Here is a 22,216-nt window from a genome sequence, read left to right as displayed (position 1 = left end):
CTGGAGGCCCGATGCCGTTCTGGTTGATAGCGATCACCTTCGCCGTATTCGTCTTCTACACCGACGATTACATGATCGCGGGCGTGCTCCCCGAACTCGCCGCCGACCTGGGCATCTCCGAATCCACGGCGGGACAGCTGGTTTCGGCCTACTCGCTGGTGCTGGTGCTCGGCGCGCCGCTGATCGCGTTCGCCTCGGCCCGGCGCAGCCGGCTCGGCGTCTTCGTCGGCGCCTCGGTCGTCTTCACCGTCGCCAATCTGCTCGCCGCCGTGGTCGATTCGTTCTGGCAGCTGATGATCCTGCGGGTGATCGCCGCCGGGGCGGCCGCCGCGTGCCTGCCCGCGATGTTCGCCCTGGCGCCCACGCTGGCTCCGCCGGAGAAGCGCAGCGCCTACATCGGGATCGTGTCCACCGGCATCGTCGGCGCGCTCGCGGTCGGCGTCCCGTTCGGCACGCTCTGCGCCAGCATCTTCAGCTGGCGCGGCAACTTCGTCGCCTTCGCCGGATTGAGCGTGCTGTCCATGGCGCTGTTGTTCTGCGTACGTGGGCAGCTGCGGGTGCCTGGCGAGTTGGTCTCGGCCCGAACGCATCTCACGGCGTTGTCCAGCAGGCCGGTGCTGACGGTGCTGCTGGGCAACACGATCCTGCTCGGCGGCGCGCTGATGATGTTCACCTACTTCGGCCCGTTCGCCGCCGACTTCTCGAATTCGTCACTGCGCCAACGCGGTCTGCTGTTCGCGGTGGCGGGTATCGCCGGCCTGATCGGTTCGGTGGCGGGCGGCATCTACGTGGACAAGAAGGGCGCGTCGACCGCACTGCGCATCGGCTTCGGCCTGTTCCTCAGCACCATGATCGTCTTCGCCGTCCTGACCACCTTCGCCCCCATCCCGATGCTGGTGCTGGTGGCGCTGACGCTGGTGTGGTCGTTCTCGCTCTACTGGAACACCCCCGCCATGCAGACGATGCTGCTCGATGCCGCACCGGATTCGGCGACCCAGGTGCTCGCGCTCAACTCGTCCTCCACCTATCTGGGCGTCACCCTCGGCAGCATCGCCGGCGGCATCACCCTGGCGTTGTTCAGTCCCTTCGCCCTTCCGATCGCCGCCGCGGCACTCAGTGCGGTCGCCCTCCTCGTCATCGAGGTCCTCGGGCGGCGCGGGCCGGCGACGGAACGGCTCCAGCACGACTCGGCGGAAAGGACCACCCCATGACCGGCGCATTCCCACCGGCCCCTCGGCTACCGCGACTGCTGCAGACCGTTTTGCACACCAAGCGGCATGCCCAGTTCCTCGGCGCGCAGGCGCGGCGCTTCGGGGATGTGTTCACCGTGCGGCTGTTGCCGCCGTATCCGGCCCGGATCGTGGTGTTCTCCCGGCCCGAGCACATCAAGGAGATCTTCGCCTCCGACCCGGCGGATCTGCACGCGGGCGAGGCGTACCGGGAACTCGCGATGATCATGGGCGAGCATTCGGTGCTGCTCACCGACGGCGGCGAACACGCCCGCGCGCGCAGGCTGCTGATGCCCGCGTTCAACAACGCGGCGCTCAACGGGTATCGCGCCCTGGTCGAGGACATCGCCAAGACGCAGGTGGAGCGGTGGCACGCCGGGACGACCGAGCACATCCTCGGCCGCATGGAGGACCTCACGCTCGACGTGATCACCCAGGTGGTCTTCGGCGTCGCCGACGAGCAGCGCCGGGACGCGCTGACCCCGCAGCTGCGCCGGGTCACGAATATCAGCCCGGTGGTGCTGCTCGGCTGGAAATGGCCGTGGCTGCAACGTTTCGGGCCGTGGCAGCGGTTCAGCGCCACCCTGGCCGGCATCGATGAGCTGCTCTACGCCGAAATCGCCGGCCGCCGGGCCCATCCGGAGGTCGATCAGCGCGCCGACGTGCTGTCCCGGCTGCTCGCGGTCGGCTCCGGCAACGACCCCGCCACCGAACCGCTCAGCGACGCGGAGCTGCGCGACCAGCTGGTCACGCTGCTGCTCGCCGGGCACGAGACCACGGCGTCGGCGCTGTCCTGGGCGCTGCACGAGCTGGCCGCCGCGCCGCAGGTGCAGGATCGGGCCAGGCAGGCGGCCAGGGACGGGGACGACAAGTATTTGGAGGCGGTGGTGAAAGAGGCCCTGCGCCACCGCATGGTGATCGGCCGGGTGCAGCGCCAGCTGACCAGGGACATGACGATCGGCGGTGTACCGCTGCCCCGCGACACCAGAGTGTCGACCTCGATCGTGCTCGCGCACCAGAATCCGGCGAATCACCCTGCGCCGGAACGCTTTCAACCGGACCGCTTCCTCGACGGCTCGGTCGCGCCGAACACCTGGCTGCCGTTCGGCGGCGGCGTTCGCCGCTGCATCGGAGCCGGGTTCTCGCTGATGGAGGGCGCCGTGGTGCTGCGCGAGGTGCTGACCCGCTACCAGCTCACACTGCCCGGCGCCCCCGAACGCGGCCGAGTCCGCAACATCACCAACGTCCCCGCCCGCGGCGCCCGCATCGTGATCACCGCATTGAGCAACTAACCCTTCAACGCCGCGCACCAATTCTCCCCCGCGCTCAAACCAGCGGACAACTCGATGCGCAGCAGGCAAACCCACACGCGCCCAGCGATTCCCCGCGTAGCAGGCCAACTCGTGCGCGGGAAAGCGTAATGTGGCCCCGCGCATCTCATTACCCCCCACGCATATTTCGGCGGGCCAAGTCGTGCGCGACTGGCGAACGTGCGCGTGGCTGCCGTCAGAACGGTAGGACAGGGACCGCGTTAAGTAGGGCCTGGGTGTATGGGTGGCCCGGATGGTCTAGCACCGTTTCGGTGGCGCCGCGCTCGACGATCTCCCCGTCCTTCATCACCAGCAGTTGATCACAGAGCTGCTGGACGACGCCGACATCGTGGGAGACCAGGATCAACGACAGGCCGAACTGTTTCACCAGATCGCGCAGCAGTTCGATGATCTGGGCGCGGGTGGAGGCGTCGAGGGCGGAGAACGGTTCGTCACCGACGAGGACCTTCGGATTCGGCGCCAGCGCGCGGGCGATCGCGATGCGCTGCCGCTGGCCTCCGGAGAACTCGTGCGGATAGCGCAGGGCCGCATCGGGTTCCAGTCCGACCGCGACCAGCAGCTCGGCCACCCGATAGTCGTGACTGCCCGGAATCCGCAGGCACTCCAGGGGTTCGGCGATCGAATCACCGACGATCATCCGCGGATCCAGCGAACTCAGCGGATCTTGCAGCACCACCTGCACTTCCCGGCGGAACCAGGCCAGATCGCGACCGGCCACCGGCCTGCCCTGATATCGGACCTGCCCCGCATCGGGCCGATCGAGGGCGAGCAGCAACCGCAGCAACGTCGACTTCCCGGAACCGGATTCGCCGACGATGCCCAGGTGGCTGCCCTCGGCGAGCGACAGGCTGACCTCGCGCACGGCATGCCGGATCGGCGGAGAATGCCGCAGGCTGGTCCTGGGCAGCCGGAACGATCGGCTCAAACCCGTTGCCTCGAGCAGGATCACGACACCACCTCCGGTGAACCGCTGTCCACGCCGAGCGTGCTCGTCCGCCGAAACGACGTGGCCCGCGCCAACTCCAGCAGGGTGCGCAGATACGGATCGTCCGACCCGTGCAGGATCTCGGTCAGGTCGCCGTCCTCGAGCACCCGCCCCTTCCCCAGCACCAGCACGCGCCGCGTCACCTGCGCCAGCACCGCGAGATCGTGCGTGACGAACAGCAGCGCCGATCCTTCCTCGTCCACCAAATCCTCGAGCAGCGCGAGGATTTCGGCCTGCACCGTGACATCCAGGGCGGTCGTCGGCTCGTCGGCGATCAGCAGCGCGGGCTTCGCGGCCAGGGCCATCGCGATGCCGACCCGCTGACGCTGCCCGCCCGAGAGCTGATGCGGAAAGGCGCGCACGATGTTCGCCGGATCCGGCAGCCCGACCCGGGCAGCCAGCTCGGTCGCCGCTGTGAGCGCCTGCCGCCGGCCCATACCCTGGTGCAGCCGAAGCGGTTCCGCGATCTGCCTGCCCACCCGCATCAGCGGATTCAACGCCGACAGCGGTTCCTGGAACACCATGGCCATCCGGCTGCCGCGGATCTTCGACAGCGCGCGATCGCTGCGCCCGATCAGCTCGACGCCGTCGAGCAGGATGCTGCCGCGCACCCGAGCCTCCTCCGGCAGCAGGCCCATGATCGCCAGGGCGAGCAGCGATTTCCCGGATCCGGAAACGCCGATCAGCCCGAGCCGGGCGCCGGCCTCGACGCCGAATTCGACCTTGTCCAGCAGGACCCGGCCGTCGATCTCGACCGTCAGGTCGGTCACGCGCAGCAGCGTCATCGCGTCGGCACCCCCTTGCGCAGCCGCGGATCGGTGACGCTGCGCAGTGCGTCACCCAGCAGATTGAAGCCGAGCACGGTGAGCGCCACCGCCAGGCCGGGCCACACCACGAGCAGCGGGCGCACCTTGATGTAGTCCTGTTGCGCGCGCAGGATGCCGCCCCAGGACGGCGCGGACGGCGAACTACCGTAGCCGAGGTAGGTCAGCGCCGCCTCGGCGAGCACGGCCAGGGCCATCACCCAGGACAGCTGCACGATCAGCGTCGGCGCGATCGCGGGCAGCAGGTGTTTGCGCACGATCCGCGCGGTGGACGCGCCCGCGGCCCGCGCGGCGAGGACGAAATCGCTGGTCAGTACCCGTGCTACCTCACCGCGCGCGACGCGCGCCACGGCGACGCCGGAGCTGATGCCGATGGCGACCGCCACGGTCAGCATCGATCCGCCGTAGACCGCCGCGAGCACCATCGCCAACAGCAGCGCCGGAAACGCGATCATGATGTCGATCAGCTGCACCACCACCGAGCCGACCGCGTGCGGCGTCAGCTGCGCGCTCAGCGCCAGGATCAGACCGAGCGTGCCCGCGATCGCCGCGACCACCAACGCCACCGCGAGGGTCTGCCAGGCGCCGGCCAGCAACTGGCTGAACACGTCGTGCCCGACCCGGTCGGTGCCGAGCAGGTGCCCGTCGCTGAACGGCAGCAACCACGCCTTACCGGGATTGGTGGCCTGCGGGTCGTACGGCGTCCAGCACAGCGCGATCAGGCTGGCGACCACCAGCGTGCCGACCACGGCGAGGCCGAAGATCCCGCTCGGCCGCCGGATCAACGCGCCGAGCGCGACCTGCACCGCGCGCCGCCTGCGCAGCCATTTGGGTCGGTTGACGGCGTGAATCACAGCGTGGCCTCCAGCCGCGGGTCGATGAGCCGGTGCACGATGTCGACGGCGAAGCCGATGGCCAGCACCGCGCTGACGATCAGCAGCACCTCACCCTGGACCTTCACCAGGTCCCGGTTCGCCACATCGGACAGCAGCATGCTGCCGACGCCCGGCAGGGTGAACACCCGCTCGATCACCACCGCCCCGACGATCAGCACCGCGAATTGCAGTCCGAGGATCGACACCACCGAGGGCGCGGCATTGCGAAAACCGTGCCGCACCAACGCCTGTGTCCGGGTCAGTCCTTTGGCGCGCGCGGTGCGCAGATACTCCGAATACAGCACGCCGAGGATCGCCGAGCGCACGAAACGGAACAGCACCGCGCCCTCGGAGATGCCCAGCGTCACGCACGGCAGGATCAGGCTGCGGATCGCGTCGCCCGGGTCCGCCCAGCGATCAGCCGGAAAGCCCTGCGCCGGGAGGAATTTCAGCTCCACCGCGAACACCAGGATCAGCAGCATGGCCAGCCACAGACCCGGCACCGCGATGCCGAGCTGAGACAGCGCGTTGGCCGCTTCGCCGGTCCGGCTGCGATGCCGCACGGCGGCCCAGGTGCCGAGCGGGATCGCCAGACCCAGGGCGATCAGCAGTGATCCGAGGATCAGCGGACCGGTGACGGCCAGCTTCTGCTCCAGCTCGGCGCCGACCGAGGTCCCGTTCAGCTGCGAATGGCCGAAGTCACCGTTGAACACCCCGCCGATCCAGGACAGGTATTGCGCCGGCAGCGACCGATCCAGGCCGAGGTCGGCCCGGATGGCCGCGATCTGCTCCGGTGTCGCCTGCAAGCCGGCCACCGTGGCCGCGACATCGCCGGGCAGCAAGCGCAGCATCCCGAAGATGAGCACGCTCGCCACCGCAAGCGACACCAGGAACAGCCCGGCTCGCTGGATCACATACCAGAGCAAAACACCTCCGTCACTTGGCCACCGCAAGCTTGGTCGCCGGGAACCGGTTGTTGGTCTCGTGCTGCGGGACTCCGTAGATACCCTTGCGCACCACCGTATTCAGTTCGACCAGGAACAACCAATCGCAGGGCGCGTCCTGAGAGATCTGCCGGGTCATCTTCTTCAGCAGCGCGTTGCGGGCGTCCTCGGTCTCCGCGGTCAGCGCCTCCTTGTACCACTGCTGTACCTGCGGGTTGTTGTAACCGAAGTAGTAGTCGGCGCGGGCGTAGTTGTTCACGTCGTGCGCTTCGGCGTGATTGACCACACTGAGTTCGTAATCGTGATTCTTGTACACCTTCGACAGCCAGGTCTGGAATTCCACCGAGCGGACGTTGAGCGTGATGCCGACGTCCTTCAGGTTGGAGACCAGGACGTCGCTGAGCGCGGTGACGTAATGGTTCGGGAACTCCAGCGTCAGGGTCAGGCCGTTGCCGTAGCCGGCCGCCGCGAGCAGCTTCTTCGCGTTGTCCGGGTTGTACTGGTCGATCGAGGTGAGGTCCTCGTACCAGGGGTCCTGCGGCGGCACCGGGCCACCGATCTGGATGCCCGCGCCGACCGCCTTGATGATCGCCTTCTTGTCCAGCGCCTGCCGGATGGCATGGCGCACATCGGGATTCGCGAAGATCGGATTGGCCTCGTTGAACGCGAGGGTGTATTCGTCAGTGCTGTTACCGCGCAGGATGCCGAATTTATCGTTGCCGGTGAACGCCGACAGCAGCGTCGGATCGGTCGCGGTCTGGATGTCGGTCTGCCCGGTCAGCTCCGCGTTGTTCGCGGTGTTGCCGTCGATGATGTAGTGGAACACCACCTTCGCCACCTTCGGCGCGGGCCCCCAGTAGCCGTCCACCCGGGACAGGGTGAGGGTGGAGCCGCGGTTCCACTGGGTGACCCGGAACGGCCCGGACCCGTTGTCCGCGCCGTCCAGGGCGGCGAAGTCGGTGCCGGTCTTGTAGACGATGCCGCCGCGCTGGGTCAGATTCCACAGCAGGTTGGTGTCGCGCTGCTTCAACCGGATCGTCACGGTCGCCGGGTCTGACGCCGAGACCTCGGCCACCGACGTGAAGTCCTGCGCGCGCAACGACTTCGAGCCCGGCGCGGTCACCTGCTGCAACGACCACACGACGTCCGCCGAGGTCAGCGGCGCGCCGTCGTGGAACTTCGCGTTCTGCACCAGGTGGAAGGTGTAGGTCAGGCCGTCCGGCGACTGGTCCCAGGAGGTGGCCAGCGCGGGCACGATCTTGTCCTTGGCGTTGCCGTCGACCGTGACCATGCCCTGGTAGACGTTGTCCAGCAAGGCCTGATCGAGCGCGACGCCCGCCGTGGTGAAGGTGTTCAGGCTGACCGGCTCCAGCGCGAAGCGGACGTTCGCCGTGCCGTTCAGGTTCAGCTGGTCGTCCGGCGGCGTCGCCGACTGGGTGGTATTGCTCGCCTCCGTCCCGACCTCACCGCCGGTCCCGCACGCGACGCTCCATAGGCCGACCGTAAGGGTCAGCGCGACAACAGCAATCGAACGACCGCGCCTCACATCGCACCCCGCTGGGCGCGACGAGACATATGACGAGACTGCAATTCGGTACTCCTGATCTCGGGGCGAGGATGAACAAGCGAGCGGGCGCCGCCGTCCGGTGCTTTCGGTTCAGCGAATCTGCTTCTGCGGCATACCTTCCCGGAATGTCGCGTGTCCGGGCGGCGCGGCGGGCGCACCGAAGGGGTTGAGCCAGACCCGCAACAACTCCCGGGCGACCTGATCGGTGTCGACAAAGGCGGTGCGGGCGTGCACGACGACATTATTGTTGAGGAATTGTATATCACCGGGCCGAATCTGCATGGTGACCTTGTGCTCCGGCCGGTCGGCGATCGACTCGAAGGTTTTGAGCGCCAGCCGTTCCACCGTGGACAGGTCCAGATCGAAACGCTCGGCGGCCGATTCGATGAAATGGCGGACGTAATACCGGCAGGTGAGCCTGCCCTCGTGCCAGGCATACACGGAATTGCGGTAGTACGGCCGCTCGCCGTCGGCCTGCTCGTCCCGCCGGTCGTAATAGAAGCCGGCGTAGTACAGGCCGAGCAGTTCCCGGTGGTGGCGGAGCAATTCGTTGTGGATGGTCACCGAACTGGTGATGCTGCTGTCGCCGCCCTTCCCCGAGGAACGCAGGCACAGCAGTCCGACGATGTCGGAACTGTCGGTGTGGAACGGCAGCGCCTCGCTGGTCTGGTAACCGCGGGTGGAGGCGTTCAGCAGTCCGCCGTTGCCATAGTTCTTGACCGGCACCATGATTTCGCCGAGACCGTTCTGGGTCACCGCGGGCCCGAGGTGGGCGCACAGTCCCCAGTACATGAGTTCGATATCGGAGCGCGCGAGTTCGGACGCGATCGGAAATCCGCGCAGCACCACGAATCCGCGACCATCGACGAGTTCGCGGGACACGGCCGCCAGTTTGGTGGCGAGGCGATCGAGCGGAAAGTCCTCGCGGGTGATGGTGCCGAGTTCCTTGCCGGTCTGCCTGCTGTGCCGTAACGCCGCGAACAACTCGCTCACATCGTTCGGGGTCAGCGGCGTCGTCCACTGGTCCTGGTCGGTGTAGTCGCTGCTCCGCCAGGCGGCCGGACCGGTGAGGATTTCGGTGCAGATGGGAGACGATGCGTTAACCATGTCGTTCGATCATTCCTATCGCGAGCGTAGATACGTCACCAGTGGACGTCTGTCGAGACCGACCTCGGCGGGGATCAGCAGCTCCGATCCGCGGCCGTGATCGCAGGTGATCAGCAGTTCCAGCGCGAGATCGCGCTGAACCATGCTGCCGCCGACGCCGACCACGGCGGGCAGGACCGAGATCAGTTGCCGCGTCGCCGCTTCCGGGTTCGATCGGCAGTAGTACGAGAAACTTTCGGCCACGCCGACGGCCGTGCGCCGGGTGCCGATCAGATGCTCCGCGGTATCGGTCGCGTCCGCGCCGATCTCCTGCGCCAGCCGGGTGGCCAGATCGTGCAGATCGGCGCCGATCACGGCCAGCAGGACATGCAGATCGACGAACGCCGAGTTCGAGGCGCTACGGATTTCCAGGGCCTTGTCGGCGACGGCGGCGAAGTCGTCCGGACCCGCGATGCCGGCCAGCCGCAGGCGCCACAGCAGCGAGACGGCGTCACAGAATTGCATGGCCGAGCACTCGGTGTCGAGCACGCGGGTGACCTCGGCGGTGAGCCCGGCCAGCGCGTCGTGATCGGATTCGGCCATCGAGTTCAGCGCGTGGTGCCAGCTGAGATGGGTTCGCAGCAGGCAACTCTCGGAGTTCCACCGGCTGCGGGTCGAGGACAGCAGCTCGGCGACGGCGTGGTTGTCCCGCGACTCGAACAGTGCGTGCGCACACGCGTGCACCGCCCACGGGTTGTCGTCCGGGGCGAGCGCCAGCGCTCGGCTACCGGCGGTGTACGCCTCGGCGAATTCGTGGTTTTCGCCGTAGGCGAAGGCGAGCATCGCCAGCAGGTACGGGAAGTTCTCGGTGGCGCCCTCGGTCAGCAGCGGGCTGCCGACCAGGCGGGACAGCAGCGTCTCGGTCGCGCCGGTGAAGAAATCGACCTGGTGCCCGGCGGCCAGGGCGAGTTCGTCGGCCGGGAATTGCCGGGAGATCTCCAGCAGGGTGTCGCCCGCCTGGCCGTAGGCGCCGTGCAGCAGGTGCCGGATCGCGTCGAGGTGTGCGGATTCCAGCACGGACACCCGGGCCGAATCGATACCGCGCAGCGCCTCGATCACGTCGGCCGGCGGCCGGACGCCACCGAGTAGATACATATAGGCACGCAGGATGACCACGATGGGCTGCTCGGATTCGTCGCGTTCCAGGCCGTCCAGTGCGGTCACCATGGTGCGGTCGAATCGGAGCAGGCCGTTCAGCGATCCCGCGACGGCCGTCGCCACCCGGTCGCTGTACGACGACACCGCTACACCGTTCATCTCCACCTAACTCTCCGCGGCCGGAAGTCCGCCGAGGTAGAGCTCGCGGATGCCCGGCCGAGCCGTGCGCGCCCAGGCGATCGCGCTGGCCACTTTGTCCATATCGATGTCGAAGTAGGGCTGCGACATATCCGTCAGGCCGAACGACGGCGGCAGGAAATCGACGTCGGCGAACAGCTTCTCGAATTCCGAGACGGCGGTCTCCAGGCTGGTTTCCTTGTTCCAGTAGGACTCCATGATGCGATCGGACTTCAGGTAGAACGCGTCGATGAACCCGTCCAGTCCCGCGCCCGGCGCCACGTCGGCCTTCGGCAGCGGATCGGTTCCGGCGCCGCGCGCCGCCGCCAGTTCGGTGACCTGGCGCAGCCGGCTCTCGGTGCGCATGGTGCCGGTCACCTGGTTGACCTGCCACACCCGGAACCACGCGTTCCAGAGCCGATAGTCGGTGAACGAGCGGAAGGCGTTGCCGACGATGAAGTCGTTCTCCTCGATCAGGCTGGACTGCATGTGTTCGATGTCGTCGAAGGTCTCGGGCGTGAACCCGCCCTCGAACTGCTCGATCAGCCGCTCGGCCAGGCGATCCACGACGACGGCCGTGTTCTGCATGCCGCGGGAGAACAGCGGATCGATGAAACCGGCCGCGTTCGAGGTGAGGCACCAGCGATCGCCGACGGTCTGCGTGGAGGAGTATTGCAACCTGCCCGCGCTGATCCAATCGCGTTCGTTCTCGGCTCGTTCGAACTGTTTGCCGATCTCCGGGTAGGTCGCCAGGAAATCGTCGAAGGCCTGCTGCGGGTTCGCGATCGGCCGCTCGTCACCGTCGTCGATGCGCCACGTGATGCCGACGCTGCACAGCGGATTGGTCGATTTCGCGTTGTTGTCGAACGGGATCACCCACATCCAGCCGCCGTCGAAGACGTGATGCAGGGTGCCCGTGTGCCATTCGCGCGGCCCGTGCACGGCGGTGATCTCGTCGAACGGGATGACGCCGGTCATGTGGGTGAAGATCGACTTCGATTGCGTCCGAAGACCTTCCGTCGTGCGCAGGCCGAGGGCGGTGGCGAGCGGTGAATTGCGCCCGCCCGCGTCGACGACGTATTCGGCCGAGATCTCGGTTCCCTCATCGCCTTCGAAGCGCACGCCCTGCTCGGTGATGTCGAGGTTGCGGGTGCCGATGCCCTCCAGCAGGACGGCGCCGTAGTCGACGGCCCGCAGCGCCAGCCAGTGGTCGACGTCGGCCCGGTAGAGGTGCGACTCGGTCTCCACGATCTCCGAGAGCGGGAACTGATGTACGCGGTCGGCGATGCCGCCGGGCTCGTGATAGACGAAGCCGAAGTTGTTCTTCATGCCACAGGTGCCGACCGACCCGATGAGGTTGTCGAACGAGGACAGCACGGCCAGTTCCGGCACCCGGTATTTGATGCTCATCAGTTTGTAGAGCTTCGAGGTGTTCGGAATGGTCGATTCACCGATGGCGAAGCGCGGATGCGGTTTCGGATCGACCAGGCAGGTGCGCAGACCGGCCGCTTGCAGACACAGCGACAACGAGCTGCCGGACAGGCCGGAGCCCAGGATCAGGACGTCGAATTTCCGACTCATCGCTGCTCCCCCGATCCTCGATTTATCGGAGTCTGCTGATGATATTGCATCTGCCAGCGATTATCCCGGCGAATATACACCGTAGAAATGGCGGCATATATTCCGTCCAGACCTACGCGCTTCTGGTACATCTCGTAGAAGACGATATAACCGTCCGGCCCCAAGGGGCGTTCGTGGAATTCGAGTATCTGATAGGTCTCGATCGGCGGCGCCCCCGCGACCGCGTTCAATGCGATCTGCCGCGAGAGCGAGGAGTGCGGGGACGGCACGGCCAGCACCGCGTCATCGGCTAGCACACCATCATAGAATTCCGCACCCGTGCCAGCGCTCAACGCGCGCCACTGCTCGAATTCGATTTCGGTCGGACTCGGGTCGGCCGTATTATCGCCGACCGGTTTCCCGGCGTTTGTTTCCGCTTGTGTAACCATGAGCACCCGTCTAATTCCCGCGAGGAGACTGCCGGGCCGCCAGGGCCCTCCTCTGGGCCGCCGATAGTGTTTCTTCCGTTAGGAACGATATCACGGCCAGCGCACATCAGGCAACAGTCCCGAGTTTGTCTGAAAGGCCAAATGATGATTCATCAACAAACTATTCATGATGTTCCGAACCGATGCGCCGACGGCCTTGTTCGGGTACGGTCGAAGTGGTTCATCCATACCCCCGTTTCAAGTGCCTGAGCACGTTTCGAACAATCGGAAGGGAGAATCGTTGGAGCGACTCAGCGACCGCGATTATGTGGACGACGCATTAGCCGTTCATCATGAACCCGCGGCAATGTCCAGTGTATCGCTCGCACTGCGGAACAGTGGTCGAGACGTTGCCCTCGTGCCCACCATGGGCGCCTTGCACGACGGTCATCTCGCACTGGTCGAGCAGGCCCGGGAAAGCAAATCCGAGGTCATTGTCTCGATATTTGTCAACCCATTACAATTCGGGGCAGACGAGGATTTGGACAAATATCCGCGGACACTAGAAGCCGACCTCGCCCTACTCCGCGAGGCCGGCGTACGTTCGGTGTTCGCACCATCGCCCGCGGGCATGTATCCGGAGGGCCCGCGCACGACCGTGGTGCCCGGCCCGCTCGGCGCCGAACTCTGCGGCGCGACCCGGCCGGTGCTGTTCGGCGGGATGCTGACCGTGGTGGCCAAGCTGTTGCAGATCGTCCGGCCGACCGTCGCCTACTTCGGCGAAAAGGACTATCAGCAACTGATTTTGATCCAGCAGATGGTGCGGGACCTGAACTTCGGCATCCGCGTCGCCGGCGTCCCGACCGTGCGCGAGCCGGACGGCCTGGCCCTGTCCTCGCGCAACCGGTATCTCGCCCCGGCGGAGCGGGAAACGGCGGTCGCCCTGCCGACGGCGCTGCGCGCGGGTGCGCGGTCGGGTCCGGCCGGCGGCGCCGCGGTGCTCGACGCCGCCCGCGCGGTCCTCGATGCCACCAGCGGGATCGACGTCGAATATCTCGAATTGCGCGACCCCGAACTCGGGCCGGCGCCGGATTCCGGTCCGGCCCGGCTCCTCGTCGCGGCGCACATCGGCCACACCAGGCTCATCGACAACATATCCTTGACCCTGAACGACACTCAGGGAACGTGAAACGGAAATACAATGTGCACTTGTATGTTTCTTCTCGACCGACAGAATGAGCGATTCGTTGCCGTCGAAGCCAGGGACCAATCGATCTATCGACCGCACGGTTTCGAGGCGGCCCGGAAACTCGGACTGGAACACCGTTTTTCCTACGGCCCGCACTGGCGGGTGAACCCGTATCTGCGCGAACGCGTATTCACGATCCAAGCCGCGCACAACCCCGCACTGGCCGACGTCGAGGGCGGACTCGACATCGACGGCGGAACCTGGCTCGCATTCAATCGCCGCACCGGCGTCTATTGCCGCCTCTTCTCGGCCGGTTGGGACGACAACAAGGTCGCCGACAGCGAATATCTTTCGCCGAGCGGGTTGCCGATAGACGGTGCGACCGCCGATTCCGCCCAGCATGCCGTCGAACTGCTCGAAAAGGGCCTGCTGCCGGCACTGGACGGCGCGCGACAGCTGCCCGAGTTCCAGCTCGTGATCGCCGATGCGCACGACGCGTTCGTGGTCGCATTCGACGGCAAAGATTCCGTCACCGCGACTCCCCTGCCCGCCGGCCGCCCGCACGTGCGCACGACGAACGAAGAATTCGGCAAGCAATTGCAGACCCGAGCGGAAAGCAGCCCGGCACCGAACGAGATACTGACCTCGTGGGGCCCGTGGCTGTCGGTTTTCACCGCCGCCGCGGCCGGCTACGGTGACGAGAACTGGACCGCCGACACCAATTCGGCCATCCGGCCGCCTTACCGCAACACCGACGACGCGGACCGGTACAAGAATGTCGCGCATTTTCCGGTAACCGATCCGAGCGAGGCGGCCTGGACGAAGAGCGTCACGATATACTCCGCCGGACGAACGGGCACGGAGTTGTTCGCCTACAACGAGCGGCAACTGTTCGACTACCAGCCACTGCCGACCGACGTGCGCCGAATGGGCTTCCCGACCACCACGGACGACTTCTTCGTCGGAATCGCGAACGAGAATTCCTGAGCCGCGGTGGGTATGACGATCCCCGACGTGCGGATCGGCCATCGGACCGATCCGCACGGGGAAGCGCCTACCACTCGCCATTGTCGAACTCCGCGCGGACCGCGGCCACGGCCGCCTCGATCCGGCTGGTCACCTTCAGCTTCGCCAGAATGCGACTGACGTATTCCTTCACCGTCTCCGGGCTGATGTAGAGCCGGGAACCGACCTCGCGATTGGACAGCCCGTCGACCACCAGTCGCAGGATCTCCCGCTCCCGCTTGGTCAGCGTCGAAAGCCGCTGCCGCACTTCGTGATCCTTGGCCACGCGTGGCCGCACACGTGGCGAAAGGCACTGCCGCACTTCATAATCCACGCTGACGTCGGCGTGCACCCGATCCGGTTGCGGCGCCATCGCCAGCACCGCGCCCGAGATCAGCACCTCCAGCACCTCCAGCACCGCGAACACCCCGCGGTCGAGCGCCACCACCGCGTCGACCTGATCGATATCCGCCTTGGCCGCATCGTGATCCACCAGCAGCGTGATCATCGGCGCCTGCGCCAATTCGCGCAGCCGGGCCACCGTCTCGGCCAACCCGTCCAGGCGCGCCGCCGAGGCGTCGAGCACCACCACATCCGGTCGCCAGCGCACGGCCCGGTCCACCACATCGGGCCACGCGCAGGTACCGGCCAGCGCGAAACTCTCGCTGACCGCCACCGCATCCTCGAAATCCGTTCTGGCGAACGGTAGATCGGAGGCGACCAACAGCGTCCGGGGCTGGACCACACCGGGACCGCGCAGCTCGATCCGGCGGCCACGGCCGTTGCGGAGCTGCTCTTCCTGCATCGATCCCAACCCGAGCGTCATGGCGGACCGTCGGCCGCATCGACGCCAGAGACTTCCAGCACCTTCCCAGGAGTTCGACGCTCTTCCGGAGTCCGATCGTCCCCGGGAGTCCGGTGCTCCTCACCGGACGGTCCGAAGACCAGCCCCTCCTTCCAGCCGCTGCGCTCGAACAGCCGCATGACCGGGGTGGCGACGAAGGTGGTGACGATCGCCATCAGCGCGAGGATCGTGTAGAGCTGGCCGGTGATCAAGCCCGCGGTCAGGCCGATGTTGAGCAGGATGAGTTCCATCAGGCCGCGCGCGTTCGCGAGCGATCCCATCGCGCCTGCCTCGCGCCAGCTCATTCCCTGCCACCGGGCCGCGAGTCCGATCGCGCCGAACTTGCCCGCGAACGACACCACCATCACGATCGCCGCGACCGCGAGCACCTTCGGCTCGAAGATCAGGCTGAGCTTGGTGTTGAGCCCGGAGTAGATGAAGAATCCGGGCAGCAGCAGGTAGGCGACCAGCGGTTCGAAACGATCGCGGATGGTGTCGAGGAACTCGCCCCGCGGCATCACGGCGCCGGCCACGAAGGCGCCGAACACCGAGTAGATGCCCACGTAATCGGTGAACCAACTGCCGACCAGGACCACCATCAGCACGATGATCAATGGCGTGACGGCCATTCCTCCGGTGCGTTCGGTATCGCCGCCGCGTGGTTTCCAGGTGTTCAACCTGGCCAGGAAGCGCCGCGCGACGAAGGTCATGAAGAGCAGGTAGCCGAGCCCGCCGAAGATGGCGAGGAACGCACCGGACATGCTGTCCTTGGTCGTGGCGACCACGGTGGCCAGCAGCACCCAGGCGCAGGCGTCGTCGAACGCCGCACACGACAGCGACATGGTGCCGAGCCGGGTGTTCAACAGACCCGAGGCGTGAATGATCCAGGCCAGCATCGGGAATGCTGTGATGGCGACCGCCGACGCGACGAACAACGCGCCTTGGACACTGCCGACCTTGTCGGTGAAGTAGTCGCCCTGGGTGATCATCCACCAGCCGACCAGTCCGCCGAGCAACAGCGGAACACCGATTCCGGCGAACGAGGTAGCGCCCGCCTTCCCCAGATGCGACCGGAGAATATCCAGCTTGAACGAGGCGCCGACCAGGAACATGTAGAGCACCAGACCGAGCTGGCCGACGACATAGATGGCGGTCAGGTTCGGGTGGATGATCGACGTGGTGCCGACCTTCAGGGTGGTGGGGAACAGCCACTCCTGCGCGGCCGGCCAGATCGCCCCCAATACCGATGGCCCCAAGACGAACCCGGCGGCCATGATCGCCACCACCTGGACCTGTCCGAGGCGGCGGAACACCGGCCAGAGCAGGCGACAGGTCACGAGGATGAACGCGACCTGCAAGAAGAAATGTGCAGTGATTTCGAGCAAAGAGGGCATCGGCAAAACCTCGCTGAGGTCGAAGCCGTCCACCTTCGCCGGAGCGAAGGTGGACCGTCGGCTACTGGGCGGGAATCGGTAGTACCTGCACGGTGGACCGTGCGATCGCCACCAGCTTGTTGTCCTCGGTGTGTGCTTCGGCGTCGATGTAGATGGCTGTGCGACCCGGCTTGCGCACGGTCGCGGTCAGCCGCAGCCGTTGCCCGGGGAAGATCGCCCGCATGAAGTGCGTGGTCAGTTCCAGCGTCGTCGTCGGGCCGCGCGCGGTCAGGTAGCTCAGCGGGCCGATCAGGTTGTCGAACATCGCGGAGATGAAGCCGCCCTGCACAATTCCGACCGCGTTCGCGTAACTCGGCGGCGCCGCGGCCGTCGCGGTCAGCGACTTGTTCGGCACATACTCCTCGAACTGCATGTCCATGTCCTTCGCCGAGGGCGGCGGCAGCTGGAGGGTCACGCCGGGCGGGGTAAAGCTGCGAAAGAGCTCGATCGTGTAGTCCAGGACCTCGTCGTTCCCGGTGATCGTTGCCTCATCGCTCATCTGTGCCTCCTCCGTTGCCGCGGCTCTGTTCCGCGGCGCTCAGAAATGATTCCCACATCGTGTTGAAACCAGGCGCGTGCTGGACGGCATGTCCGGCACCCGGCAAATGCACGCGCTCCGCGTCGAGCAGCGTGGCGAGACCATCGCACACTTGCTCGAGCGCGGGGTTGTGATCGCCGGAAAAAATCAGCGTCGGCACGCCGGCCTCGGTGATCGTCTCGAACCGCGGCGTGGCCTCCCGCGGGGAACGCAGCTTGCGGCCGAATTCCAGTGCGTGCCTTACGTCGTCGCCGACATTGGCGAGCATGCTCGGATCCACCCCGGACACCGCGAAGAACTCCGCCTCGGCCTCTTTGTCCTCCGGGTGTTCGGCGAACCGGTCGGACAGCGTCGCCAGCGCGCGCACCGATTCGTCGTCGGACGCGGCGACCCAGAACGGGGCCTCGATCACGGTCAGCGACCGGACCAGGTGGGGCAGCCGCTCGGCCGCGAGGACCGCGCTGAGCCCGCCGTAGGAGAACCCGATGAGATGCGCGCCGCCAGGGATTTCCTTGATCAGCTCCGCTACGTCGTCCGCGTCGGCGAGGAAGTCCTGCCAGGGCGCGGCCGGGCTCGGCGGGAAGCCGCGGCGATTCGGCACGATCAGCGTCCAGTTCTCCGCGAGCTGCTGCTGCGCGGCCCAGGTCATCGCCGCGGGCATGCCGCCGTGCACCAGCACGATCGGCGGGCCGGTGCCGGACCGGTGAATGACCAGTGGTTCCAATGTCATAACCGCTTAGTTCCTTCTGACGTCATGGCCGCCTCCTTGTCCCGGGCTATAGCCTCGTAGCGCTCCGGTGTGAGCTCCTGATAGACCTGCTCGCCCGCGTCCCGCACATAGACCGGCTCCCCGTCGCGCGGCGCGAAACCGTCGCGCTGCAACGCCAGCTTGGCCAGTTTGAGCGTCGCCGTCGTTTCCAGCGTGGGCCGGATCCGGATGAAGACCGGCCGTGCGTAGGGCGGCAGCGCCGCGTCCAGGTGCGCGGCCAGCGCCTCGCCGTCGAATCGAGCACCGTCGGCGAGCACGATGGCCGCCATCCCCGCGCGGCCTTCACGGCCGGGTATCTCGACGCCGTACACGCTGGCGGCCGCGATGCCCGGCCACCGGACCAGCTGTTCCTGCACCTCGGTGGTGGACACATTCTCGCCCTTGTACCGGAACGTGTCACCCAGGCGATCCACGAAGAACAGATTCTTCTTGGCGTCGATGCGGAACACGTCGCCGGTGTTGAACAGCGCGTCGCCCTCGCGGAACGCGTCGGTGACAACCTTGGCGCGCGTGGCCTTTTCGTCGCGATAACCGCCGAACGGCGTCCGCTTCCGGATCGGGCCGAGCAGCACCCCGGTTTCCCCGGGCCCGCACGGAACCAGCCGTCCGGCCTCGCGCACGAAGTCGTCGCGCTCGAAGTCCCACTTCGCCAGCTTGCCGCCGAGGCGCAGCTTGCCGACCGACCCGACTTCCCCGGCCAGGTTGATCGTGGCGATATTGCCCTCGGTGGACGCGTACATCTCGACGATGCGCGGTATCTCGAACCGGCTCTGCATCGCGGTCCAGATGTCGGCCTGCAACCCCTGCCCGACCATCACCCGCACCCGGTGTCCGCGCTCGCGATCGTCGGCCGGCGTATTGACCAGGTACCGGCACATCTCGCCGATGTAGTTGAAGCCGGTCGCCTCGAACCGGTGGATGTCGTGCCAGAACGTCCCCGCGGAGAACCGGCGCCCGAGGGCCAGCGCGGCGCCGTGCGCGAGCACGCTGGACAACGCGATCACCAAGGCGTTGGTGTGGAACAGCGGCAGGCAGTTGTACACGACATCGCCCGGTTCGAGCCGCCAGGCCAGCGCGCCGGTGACCCGGCCGACGGTGGTCAGCCGCTGGTAGCTCATGACCGCGGCCTTGGGCAGTCCGGTCGTGCCGCTGGTGAAGATGTAGGCGCCGGTATCGCTGAGCGCGTGCGTACCGGTCTCGACCGGGTCGGTGGACGTCGCGCTCTGCACGAAACGCAGCAGACCGGCCGCGTCCCCGGCCGGTACCTTCCGGTCCTCGTCCACCAGGCAGCGCTCGATCAGCCCGGGCGCCAGCCGATTCCGGACCGCGAGGAAGGCGGGCAGGCACTCCGACCCGATGATCATGTGGTTGGCGCCGCACACCGAGATGGCATGCGCGAGCCCGTCGCCTCTGGCCCGCGTATTGACCAGCGCCGCAACGACTCCGAGCTTGCCCGCGGCCAGGTAGTGCCAGACGAACTCGGGCCGGTTCTCCATCAGCAGGGCGAGGGTGTCACCCTTGCGGATGCCCGCGGCCCGGTAGGCGTGGGCGATCCGATTGACTATGCGATTGGCCTGCGCGTAGTCGAATTGCTGGTCCTCATAGAGCAGGAACGGGCGCGCCGCGTGAGCGGCCTGCCTGCTTCTGCGCTCGAGCTCGACGGCCAGCGTGCGGTGGGACCCGGAGCCTTCGAGCAGGCCCCGGGCGAGGGTTCCGTACGACTGGATTCGATGAGTCAGCGACACGCTACGCGCCCTCCGGAAGGTTCGCCGGCCCCGACGGTTTCGCGGCCGTCATTGCGGCGAAGTACTTTTCCCGCGCTTGGTCGGCGAGACGGTCCCAGCGCTCCCAGGTCATCGGAGTCGGCTCCCGATCGGGGACGACCCGGTACCGCGACAGATCCTCGACGCCCTTGTAGTGCGCGAGGATCTCGTCATCGACCAGGGCATTGCCGGTGAACTTGGCCGGATCCTGTTCCAGCACAGCGAGAATGGCGTCGACTACGATGTCCTCGGTGCGCCAGTCCTGCGGGCTGCCGATGCCGAGGTTCTGCGTCGCCAGCGTGCCGATGAGCGTGCGCGTCCAGATGGCGTTGCACGCGATGCCCGACCCGGCCAGCTCCTGGGCCAGGCCGAGCGCGAGCATGGTGGCGTTCAGCTTGGACGCCATGTAGGCGACCTTGCCGCCGACGTGCTCGGTCACGGCCGGGTCCAGCGGCGGGCTCAGGTTGACGATGTGGCCCCACTCCCGTTGCCGCATATGCGGCAGGCAGTAGTGCGCGAGCAGGAACGGCGCGCGCGAGTTGATGTCCATCACCAGGTCGTACCGCTTCTGCGGGGTAGCTTCGACGGCCTGGATCCACATCGCGCCGGCATTGTTGACCAGGAAATCGACCCGGCCGAACGTCTCGATCGTTCGATCGACGACGTTCTTCAGGTCCGGGTCGGACCGGACGTCACACCGCAGCCCCAGTGCCCGTCCGCCGAGCGCCTCGATCTCCCGGACCGTGTCCGGCACACTGCCCGGCAGGCGGCCGCCGCTTTCCATCGTCTTCGCCGCGACGACCACCGCCGTGCCCCTGCTCGCCAACGCAAGGGACAGCGCCTTACCGATACCGCGGCTACCGCCGGTAACGATCGCTACTCTGTCCTCGAACTGCGTCACATTCCTTCTCCTGGTCGGTTATTGCGCGGATGCCTGCAAGGCCGGCTCGGCCGGCGCCCGCACCGGCAGCTCGATCCGGGCGGCGATCTCCCGTTCGAACGAGTCCGCCCAGGACTCCAGCCGATCGACGTTGCGCCGCATGTCCCGGAAGGTCTGCTCGGCGGTCTTGTCGGTCAGCAGGTCCAGGTGCAGCTGCGCGCAGATCGGCACCTTGCTGTACTCGACGAACAGGTACTTGTCCGGCTGCGGGGCCTGTGCCGCGAAGGCGCGCAGGTTCGACTGCATCCGGGTCTGGATGCCGAGGAACCGGGACGCGATCGGATGGAACTCCGCCGCCGCGTCCGGGCTCTTGAGCAAGCCGCGGAACAGCATCTGCGACGGCAGCGCCCAGTAGAACGAGGTGTCCCACATGACCTTGGTGAACATGGCCGGCGCGTGCCCGAAGATCGGGTAGTTGCCGTTGTACATGGCCAGATAGTTCGGCCAGAGGTCGTCGAGCAGCAGCTTGTTGTAGGTCTGCGCGACGTCCTCGGTCAGCTGACCCTTGCGGTCCAGCTCGATCATCCGGGTGGTGATCGTGTTGGTGTAGGCGATGTAGTCCGAACCCGGGCTGTAGAACGCGTCCAGGAAGACCGCCGCCTCACCGACACAGGCCCACCGGTTGTGCGAGAACACCTGGGTCGACGCGTAACTCGCGTTGCGCAGCACCAGGAAGTCGAGCAGCTCGGCGTTCTCGGTGAACTTGGCCAGCGTCGGCTCGTGCTCGGCGATCCATTGCTTCGCTTTGGTTTCCGTCGAGTAGGTCCGGAACGGATGGATCGATTCGTCGGTGACAATGCCGATGCTCGTGTTGCCCGAGGACAGCGGGATCATCCACACCCAGTAGCCGGTGCCCATCAGGTGGTTGGTGGAAAACCACCGGCGCTCTTGAGTTTTCGGCTGCCAGGTGGGGCTCTTCGCCTGGGCCATCACCTCGACGTCGTACTCGCCCTTGAGCCGCCACCAGGCCGCGTTGATCTTGTGCGGACTCGGGGCGCCGAGGCCGAGCTTGCGCTGGATCAGCTTGTGCCGCCCCGACGCGTCGGCGACGAACCGCGCCCGGACCGTGTGCTCGACCCCGCCGGCCTCGTAGTGCACCACATGATCGTCGTCGCCGTCGGCGAGTTCGACATCGGTGACCTTGGCCTGCTCGACCAGGTCGATGCCCAGATCCTTGGCGCCGTGGCGCAGGTCGCGCTCGAAGATGCCGCGGTCCACCTGGTAGGACGGCACCCGGGGGAACCGTCGCGCACCGATCTCGGGCCGCGCCTCGAACGGGCCGTGCTGGTCGCCGAAGAACAGGCGGAGCCCGAGCTTGTGCAGGTGCTGCTTGTTGAAATACCCGGTGAGGCCGAGCTGTTCGGTGAAGTAGTGCGCGCCGCCCTCGACGGTCGCCTCCCCCACCTTGTAGGCGCCGTCGGGGATGTCACCCGCGGTCCGCTCCAACACCAGCACCGTGAGGTCGGGCATGGTCCGCTTCAGCTGCCGGGACAGGGTCAACCCCGCCAGGCCGCCGCCGCATACCACTACGTCATAACGTTCGACCGGTTTCATCATTTTTCTCCGTTCGA

The 22,216-nt window shown here is 66.7% G+C and carries 20 protein-coding genes; 4 read left to right on the top strand and 16 right to left on the bottom strand.

Features of this window, described 5'->3' with window-relative positions:
- Positions 1 to 11: 11 nt before the first annotated feature.
- Both ACFYO1_RS14035 and ACFYO1_RS14030 read left to right on the top strand, forming a co-directional pair.
- Entirely contained in the window at positions 12 to 1,211 is a 1,200-nt protein-coding gene (locus tag ACFYO1_RS14035; RefSeq protein ID WP_387230474.1) for an MFS transporter, read from the top strand.
- Complete coding sequence (locus ACFYO1_RS14030; protein WP_387230472.1) at positions 1,208 to 2,521, top strand: cytochrome P450; 1,314 nt, start codon at positions 1,208 to 1,210, stop codon at positions 2,519 to 2,521. Before ACFYO1_RS14035 ends, ACFYO1_RS14030 begins: the two co-directional genes overlap by 4 nt.
- 214 nt (positions 2,522 to 2,735) lie before the next feature.
- Here ACFYO1_RS14030 and ACFYO1_RS14025 read toward each other — a convergent pair whose 3' ends face one another.
- From ACFYO1_RS14025 to ACFYO1_RS13985, 9 genes are all read right to left on the bottom strand, one after another.
- Positions 2,736 to 3,509 carry an ATP-binding cassette domain-containing protein gene (locus ACFYO1_RS14025; protein WP_387230470.1) on the bottom strand — a complete coding sequence of 258 codons (774 nt, stop codon included), beginning with the start codon at positions 3,507 to 3,509 and terminating at the stop codon, positions 2,736 to 2,738.
- The gene (locus tag ACFYO1_RS14020) at positions 3,506 to 4,330 is read right to left on the bottom strand and encodes an ABC transporter ATP-binding protein (RefSeq protein ID WP_387230468.1); all 825 of its coding nucleotides are present in this window, start codon (positions 4,328 to 4,330) and stop codon (positions 3,506 to 3,508) included. Before ACFYO1_RS14020 ends, ACFYO1_RS14025 begins: the two co-directional genes overlap by 4 nt.
- Positions 4,327 to 5,223, bottom strand: a complete 897-nt coding sequence (locus tag ACFYO1_RS14015; protein WP_387230466.1) for an ABC transporter permease — start codon at positions 5,221 to 5,223, stop codon at positions 4,327 to 4,329. Before ACFYO1_RS14015 ends, ACFYO1_RS14020 begins: the two co-directional genes overlap by 4 nt.
- Complete coding sequence (locus ACFYO1_RS14010) at positions 5,220 to 6,170, bottom strand: ABC transporter permease (RefSeq protein ID WP_387230464.1); 951 nt, start codon at positions 6,168 to 6,170, stop codon at positions 5,220 to 5,222. The genes ACFYO1_RS14015 and ACFYO1_RS14010 overlap by 4 nt, the downstream gene beginning before the upstream one ends.
- 10 nt (positions 6,171 to 6,180) lie before the next feature.
- Positions 6,181 to 7,734 (bottom strand): ABC transporter substrate-binding protein, encoded by a 1,554-nt coding sequence (locus tag ACFYO1_RS14005; protein WP_387230462.1) that lies wholly within the window; start codon positions 7,732 to 7,734, stop codon positions 6,181 to 6,183.
- Between the two features lie 111 nt (positions 7,735 to 7,845).
- A complete protein-coding gene (locus tag ACFYO1_RS14000; protein WP_387230461.1) occupies positions 7,846 to 8,862 on the bottom strand; it encodes a TauD/TfdA family dioxygenase in 1,017 nt (338 codons plus the stop codon).
- A gap of 15 nt (positions 8,863 to 8,877) precedes the next feature.
- Positions 8,878 to 10,164: a hypothetical protein gene (locus ACFYO1_RS13995; RefSeq protein WP_387230459.1), complete on the bottom strand. Its 1,287-nt coding sequence runs from the start codon at positions 10,162 to 10,164 to the stop codon at positions 8,878 to 8,880.
- Positions 10,165 to 11,757, bottom strand: coding sequence for an NAD(P)/FAD-dependent oxidoreductase (locus ACFYO1_RS13990; protein WP_387230457.1), 1,593 nt, complete (start codon positions 11,755 to 11,757; stop codon positions 10,165 to 10,167).
- Positions 11,754 to 12,185 (bottom strand): DUF4440 domain-containing protein, encoded by a 432-nt coding sequence (locus tag ACFYO1_RS13985; protein ID WP_387230455.1) that lies wholly within the window; start codon positions 12,183 to 12,185, stop codon positions 11,754 to 11,756. Before ACFYO1_RS13985 ends, ACFYO1_RS13990 begins: the two co-directional genes overlap by 4 nt.
- Positions 12,186 to 12,465: 280 nt before the next feature.
- Between ACFYO1_RS13985 and panC the strand changes: the two genes are divergently transcribed.
- Both panC and ACFYO1_RS13975 read left to right on the top strand, forming a co-directional pair.
- A complete protein-coding gene (panC, locus tag ACFYO1_RS13980) occupies positions 12,466 to 13,353 on the top strand; it encodes a pantoate--beta-alanine ligase (protein ID WP_387230453.1) in 888 nt (295 codons plus the stop codon).
- 24 nt (positions 13,354 to 13,377) lie between these two features.
- A complete protein-coding gene (locus ACFYO1_RS13975) occupies positions 13,378 to 14,340 on the top strand; it encodes a hypothetical protein (RefSeq protein ID WP_387230452.1) in 963 nt (320 codons plus the stop codon).
- Positions 14,341 to 14,407: 67 nt separating this feature from the next.
- Here the strand turns inward: ACFYO1_RS13975 and ACFYO1_RS13970 are convergent, their stop codons facing one another.
- The 7 genes from ACFYO1_RS13970 to ACFYO1_RS13940 all read right to left on the bottom strand — a co-directional run bounded on the left by ACFYO1_RS13970 (position 14,408) and on the right by ACFYO1_RS13940 (position 22,199).
- The gene (locus ACFYO1_RS13970) at positions 14,408 to 15,184 is read right to left on the bottom strand and encodes a LuxR C-terminal-related transcriptional regulator (protein ID WP_387230450.1); all 777 of its coding nucleotides are present in this window, start codon (positions 15,182 to 15,184) and stop codon (positions 14,408 to 14,410) included.
- Entirely contained in the window at positions 15,181 to 16,596 is a 1,416-nt protein-coding gene (locus ACFYO1_RS13965; RefSeq protein WP_387230448.1) for a cation:proton antiporter, read from the bottom strand. The genes ACFYO1_RS13970 and ACFYO1_RS13965 overlap by 4 nt, the downstream gene beginning before the upstream one ends.
- A gap of 61 nt (positions 16,597 to 16,657) precedes the next feature.
- Positions 16,658 to 17,134, bottom strand: a complete 477-nt coding sequence (locus ACFYO1_RS13960; RefSeq protein ID WP_378715654.1) for a PaaI family thioesterase — start codon at positions 17,132 to 17,134, stop codon at positions 16,658 to 16,660.
- Positions 17,124 to 17,903 carry an alpha/beta fold hydrolase gene (locus ACFYO1_RS13955; protein ID WP_387230445.1) on the bottom strand — a complete coding sequence of 260 codons (780 nt, stop codon included), beginning with the start codon at positions 17,901 to 17,903 and terminating at the stop codon, positions 17,124 to 17,126. The genes ACFYO1_RS13960 and ACFYO1_RS13955 overlap by 11 nt, the downstream gene beginning before the upstream one ends.
- Positions 17,900 to 19,687, bottom strand: coding sequence for a long-chain-acyl-CoA synthetase (locus ACFYO1_RS13950; RefSeq protein WP_387230443.1), 1,788 nt, complete (start codon positions 19,685 to 19,687; stop codon positions 17,900 to 17,902). Before ACFYO1_RS13950 ends, ACFYO1_RS13955 begins: the two co-directional genes overlap by 4 nt.
- Before the next feature lies 1 nt (position 19,688).
- On the bottom strand, positions 19,689 to 20,606 hold the full coding sequence (locus ACFYO1_RS13945; RefSeq protein WP_387230441.1) for an SDR family oxidoreductase: 918 nt from the start codon (positions 20,604 to 20,606) through the stop codon (positions 19,689 to 19,691).
- 18 nt (positions 20,607 to 20,624) lie between these two features.
- A complete protein-coding gene (locus tag ACFYO1_RS13940) occupies positions 20,625 to 22,199 on the bottom strand; it encodes an NAD(P)/FAD-dependent oxidoreductase (RefSeq protein WP_387230439.1) in 1,575 nt (524 codons plus the stop codon).
- Positions 22,200 to 22,216 lie beyond the last annotated feature (17 nt).

The sequence above is a fragment of the Nocardia sp. NPDC006044 genome, assembly GCF_042871115.1.
Taxonomy (GTDB): Bacteria; Actinomycetota; Actinomycetes; order Mycobacteriales; family Mycobacteriaceae; genus Nocardia.
The sequence above is the reverse complement of the archived record's forward strand: the minus strand, read 5'-3'. Positions and strand labels throughout refer to the sequence as shown.

What these genes read in the sequence shown, in the direction of transcription:
- ACFYO1_RS14035 (WP_387230474.1), top strand. Translation starts at nt 12, where the DNA reads ATGCCGTTCTGGTTGATAGCGATCACCTTCGCCGTATTCGTCTTCTAC.
- ACFYO1_RS14030 (WP_387230472.1), top strand. Translation starts at nt 1,208, where the DNA reads ATGACCGGCGCATTCCCACCGGCCCCTCGGCTACCGCGACTGCTGCAG.
- ACFYO1_RS14020 (WP_387230468.1), bottom strand. Translation starts at nt 4,330, where the DNA reads ATGACGCTGCTGCGCGTGACCGACCTGACGGTCGAGATCGACGGCCGG.
- ACFYO1_RS14000 (WP_387230461.1), bottom strand. Translation starts at nt 8,862, where the DNA reads ATGGTTAACGCATCGTCTCCCATCTGCACCGAAATCCTCACCGGTCCG.
- ACFYO1_RS13990 (WP_387230457.1), bottom strand. Translation starts at nt 11,757, where the DNA reads ATGAGTCGGAAATTCGACGTCCTGATCCTGGGCTCCGGCCTGTCCGGC.
- ACFYO1_RS13985 (WP_387230455.1), bottom strand. Translation starts at nt 12,185, where the DNA reads ATGGTTACACAAGCGGAAACAAACGCCGGGAAACCGGTCGGCGATAAT.
- ACFYO1_RS13975 (WP_387230452.1), top strand. Translation starts at nt 13,378, where the DNA reads ATGTTTCTTCTCGACCGACAGAATGAGCGATTCGTTGCCGTCGAAGCC.
- ACFYO1_RS13970 (WP_387230450.1), bottom strand. Translation starts at nt 15,184, where the DNA reads ATGACGCTCGGGTTGGGATCGATGCAGGAAGAGCAGCTCCGCAACGGC.
- ACFYO1_RS13965 (WP_387230448.1), bottom strand. Translation starts at nt 16,596, where the DNA reads ATGCCCTCTTTGCTCGAAATCACTGCACATTTCTTCTTGCAGGTCGCG.
- ACFYO1_RS13960 (WP_378715654.1), bottom strand. Translation starts at nt 17,134, where the DNA reads ATGAGCGATGAGGCAACGATCACCGGGAACGACGAGGTCCTGGACTAC.
- ACFYO1_RS13955 (WP_387230445.1), bottom strand. Translation starts at nt 17,903, where the DNA reads ATGACATTGGAACCACTGGTCATTCACCGGTCCGGCACCGGCCCGCCG.
- ACFYO1_RS13940 (WP_387230439.1), bottom strand. Translation starts at nt 22,199, where the DNA reads ATGAAACCGGTCGAACGTTATGACGTAGTGGTATGCGGCGGCGGCCTG.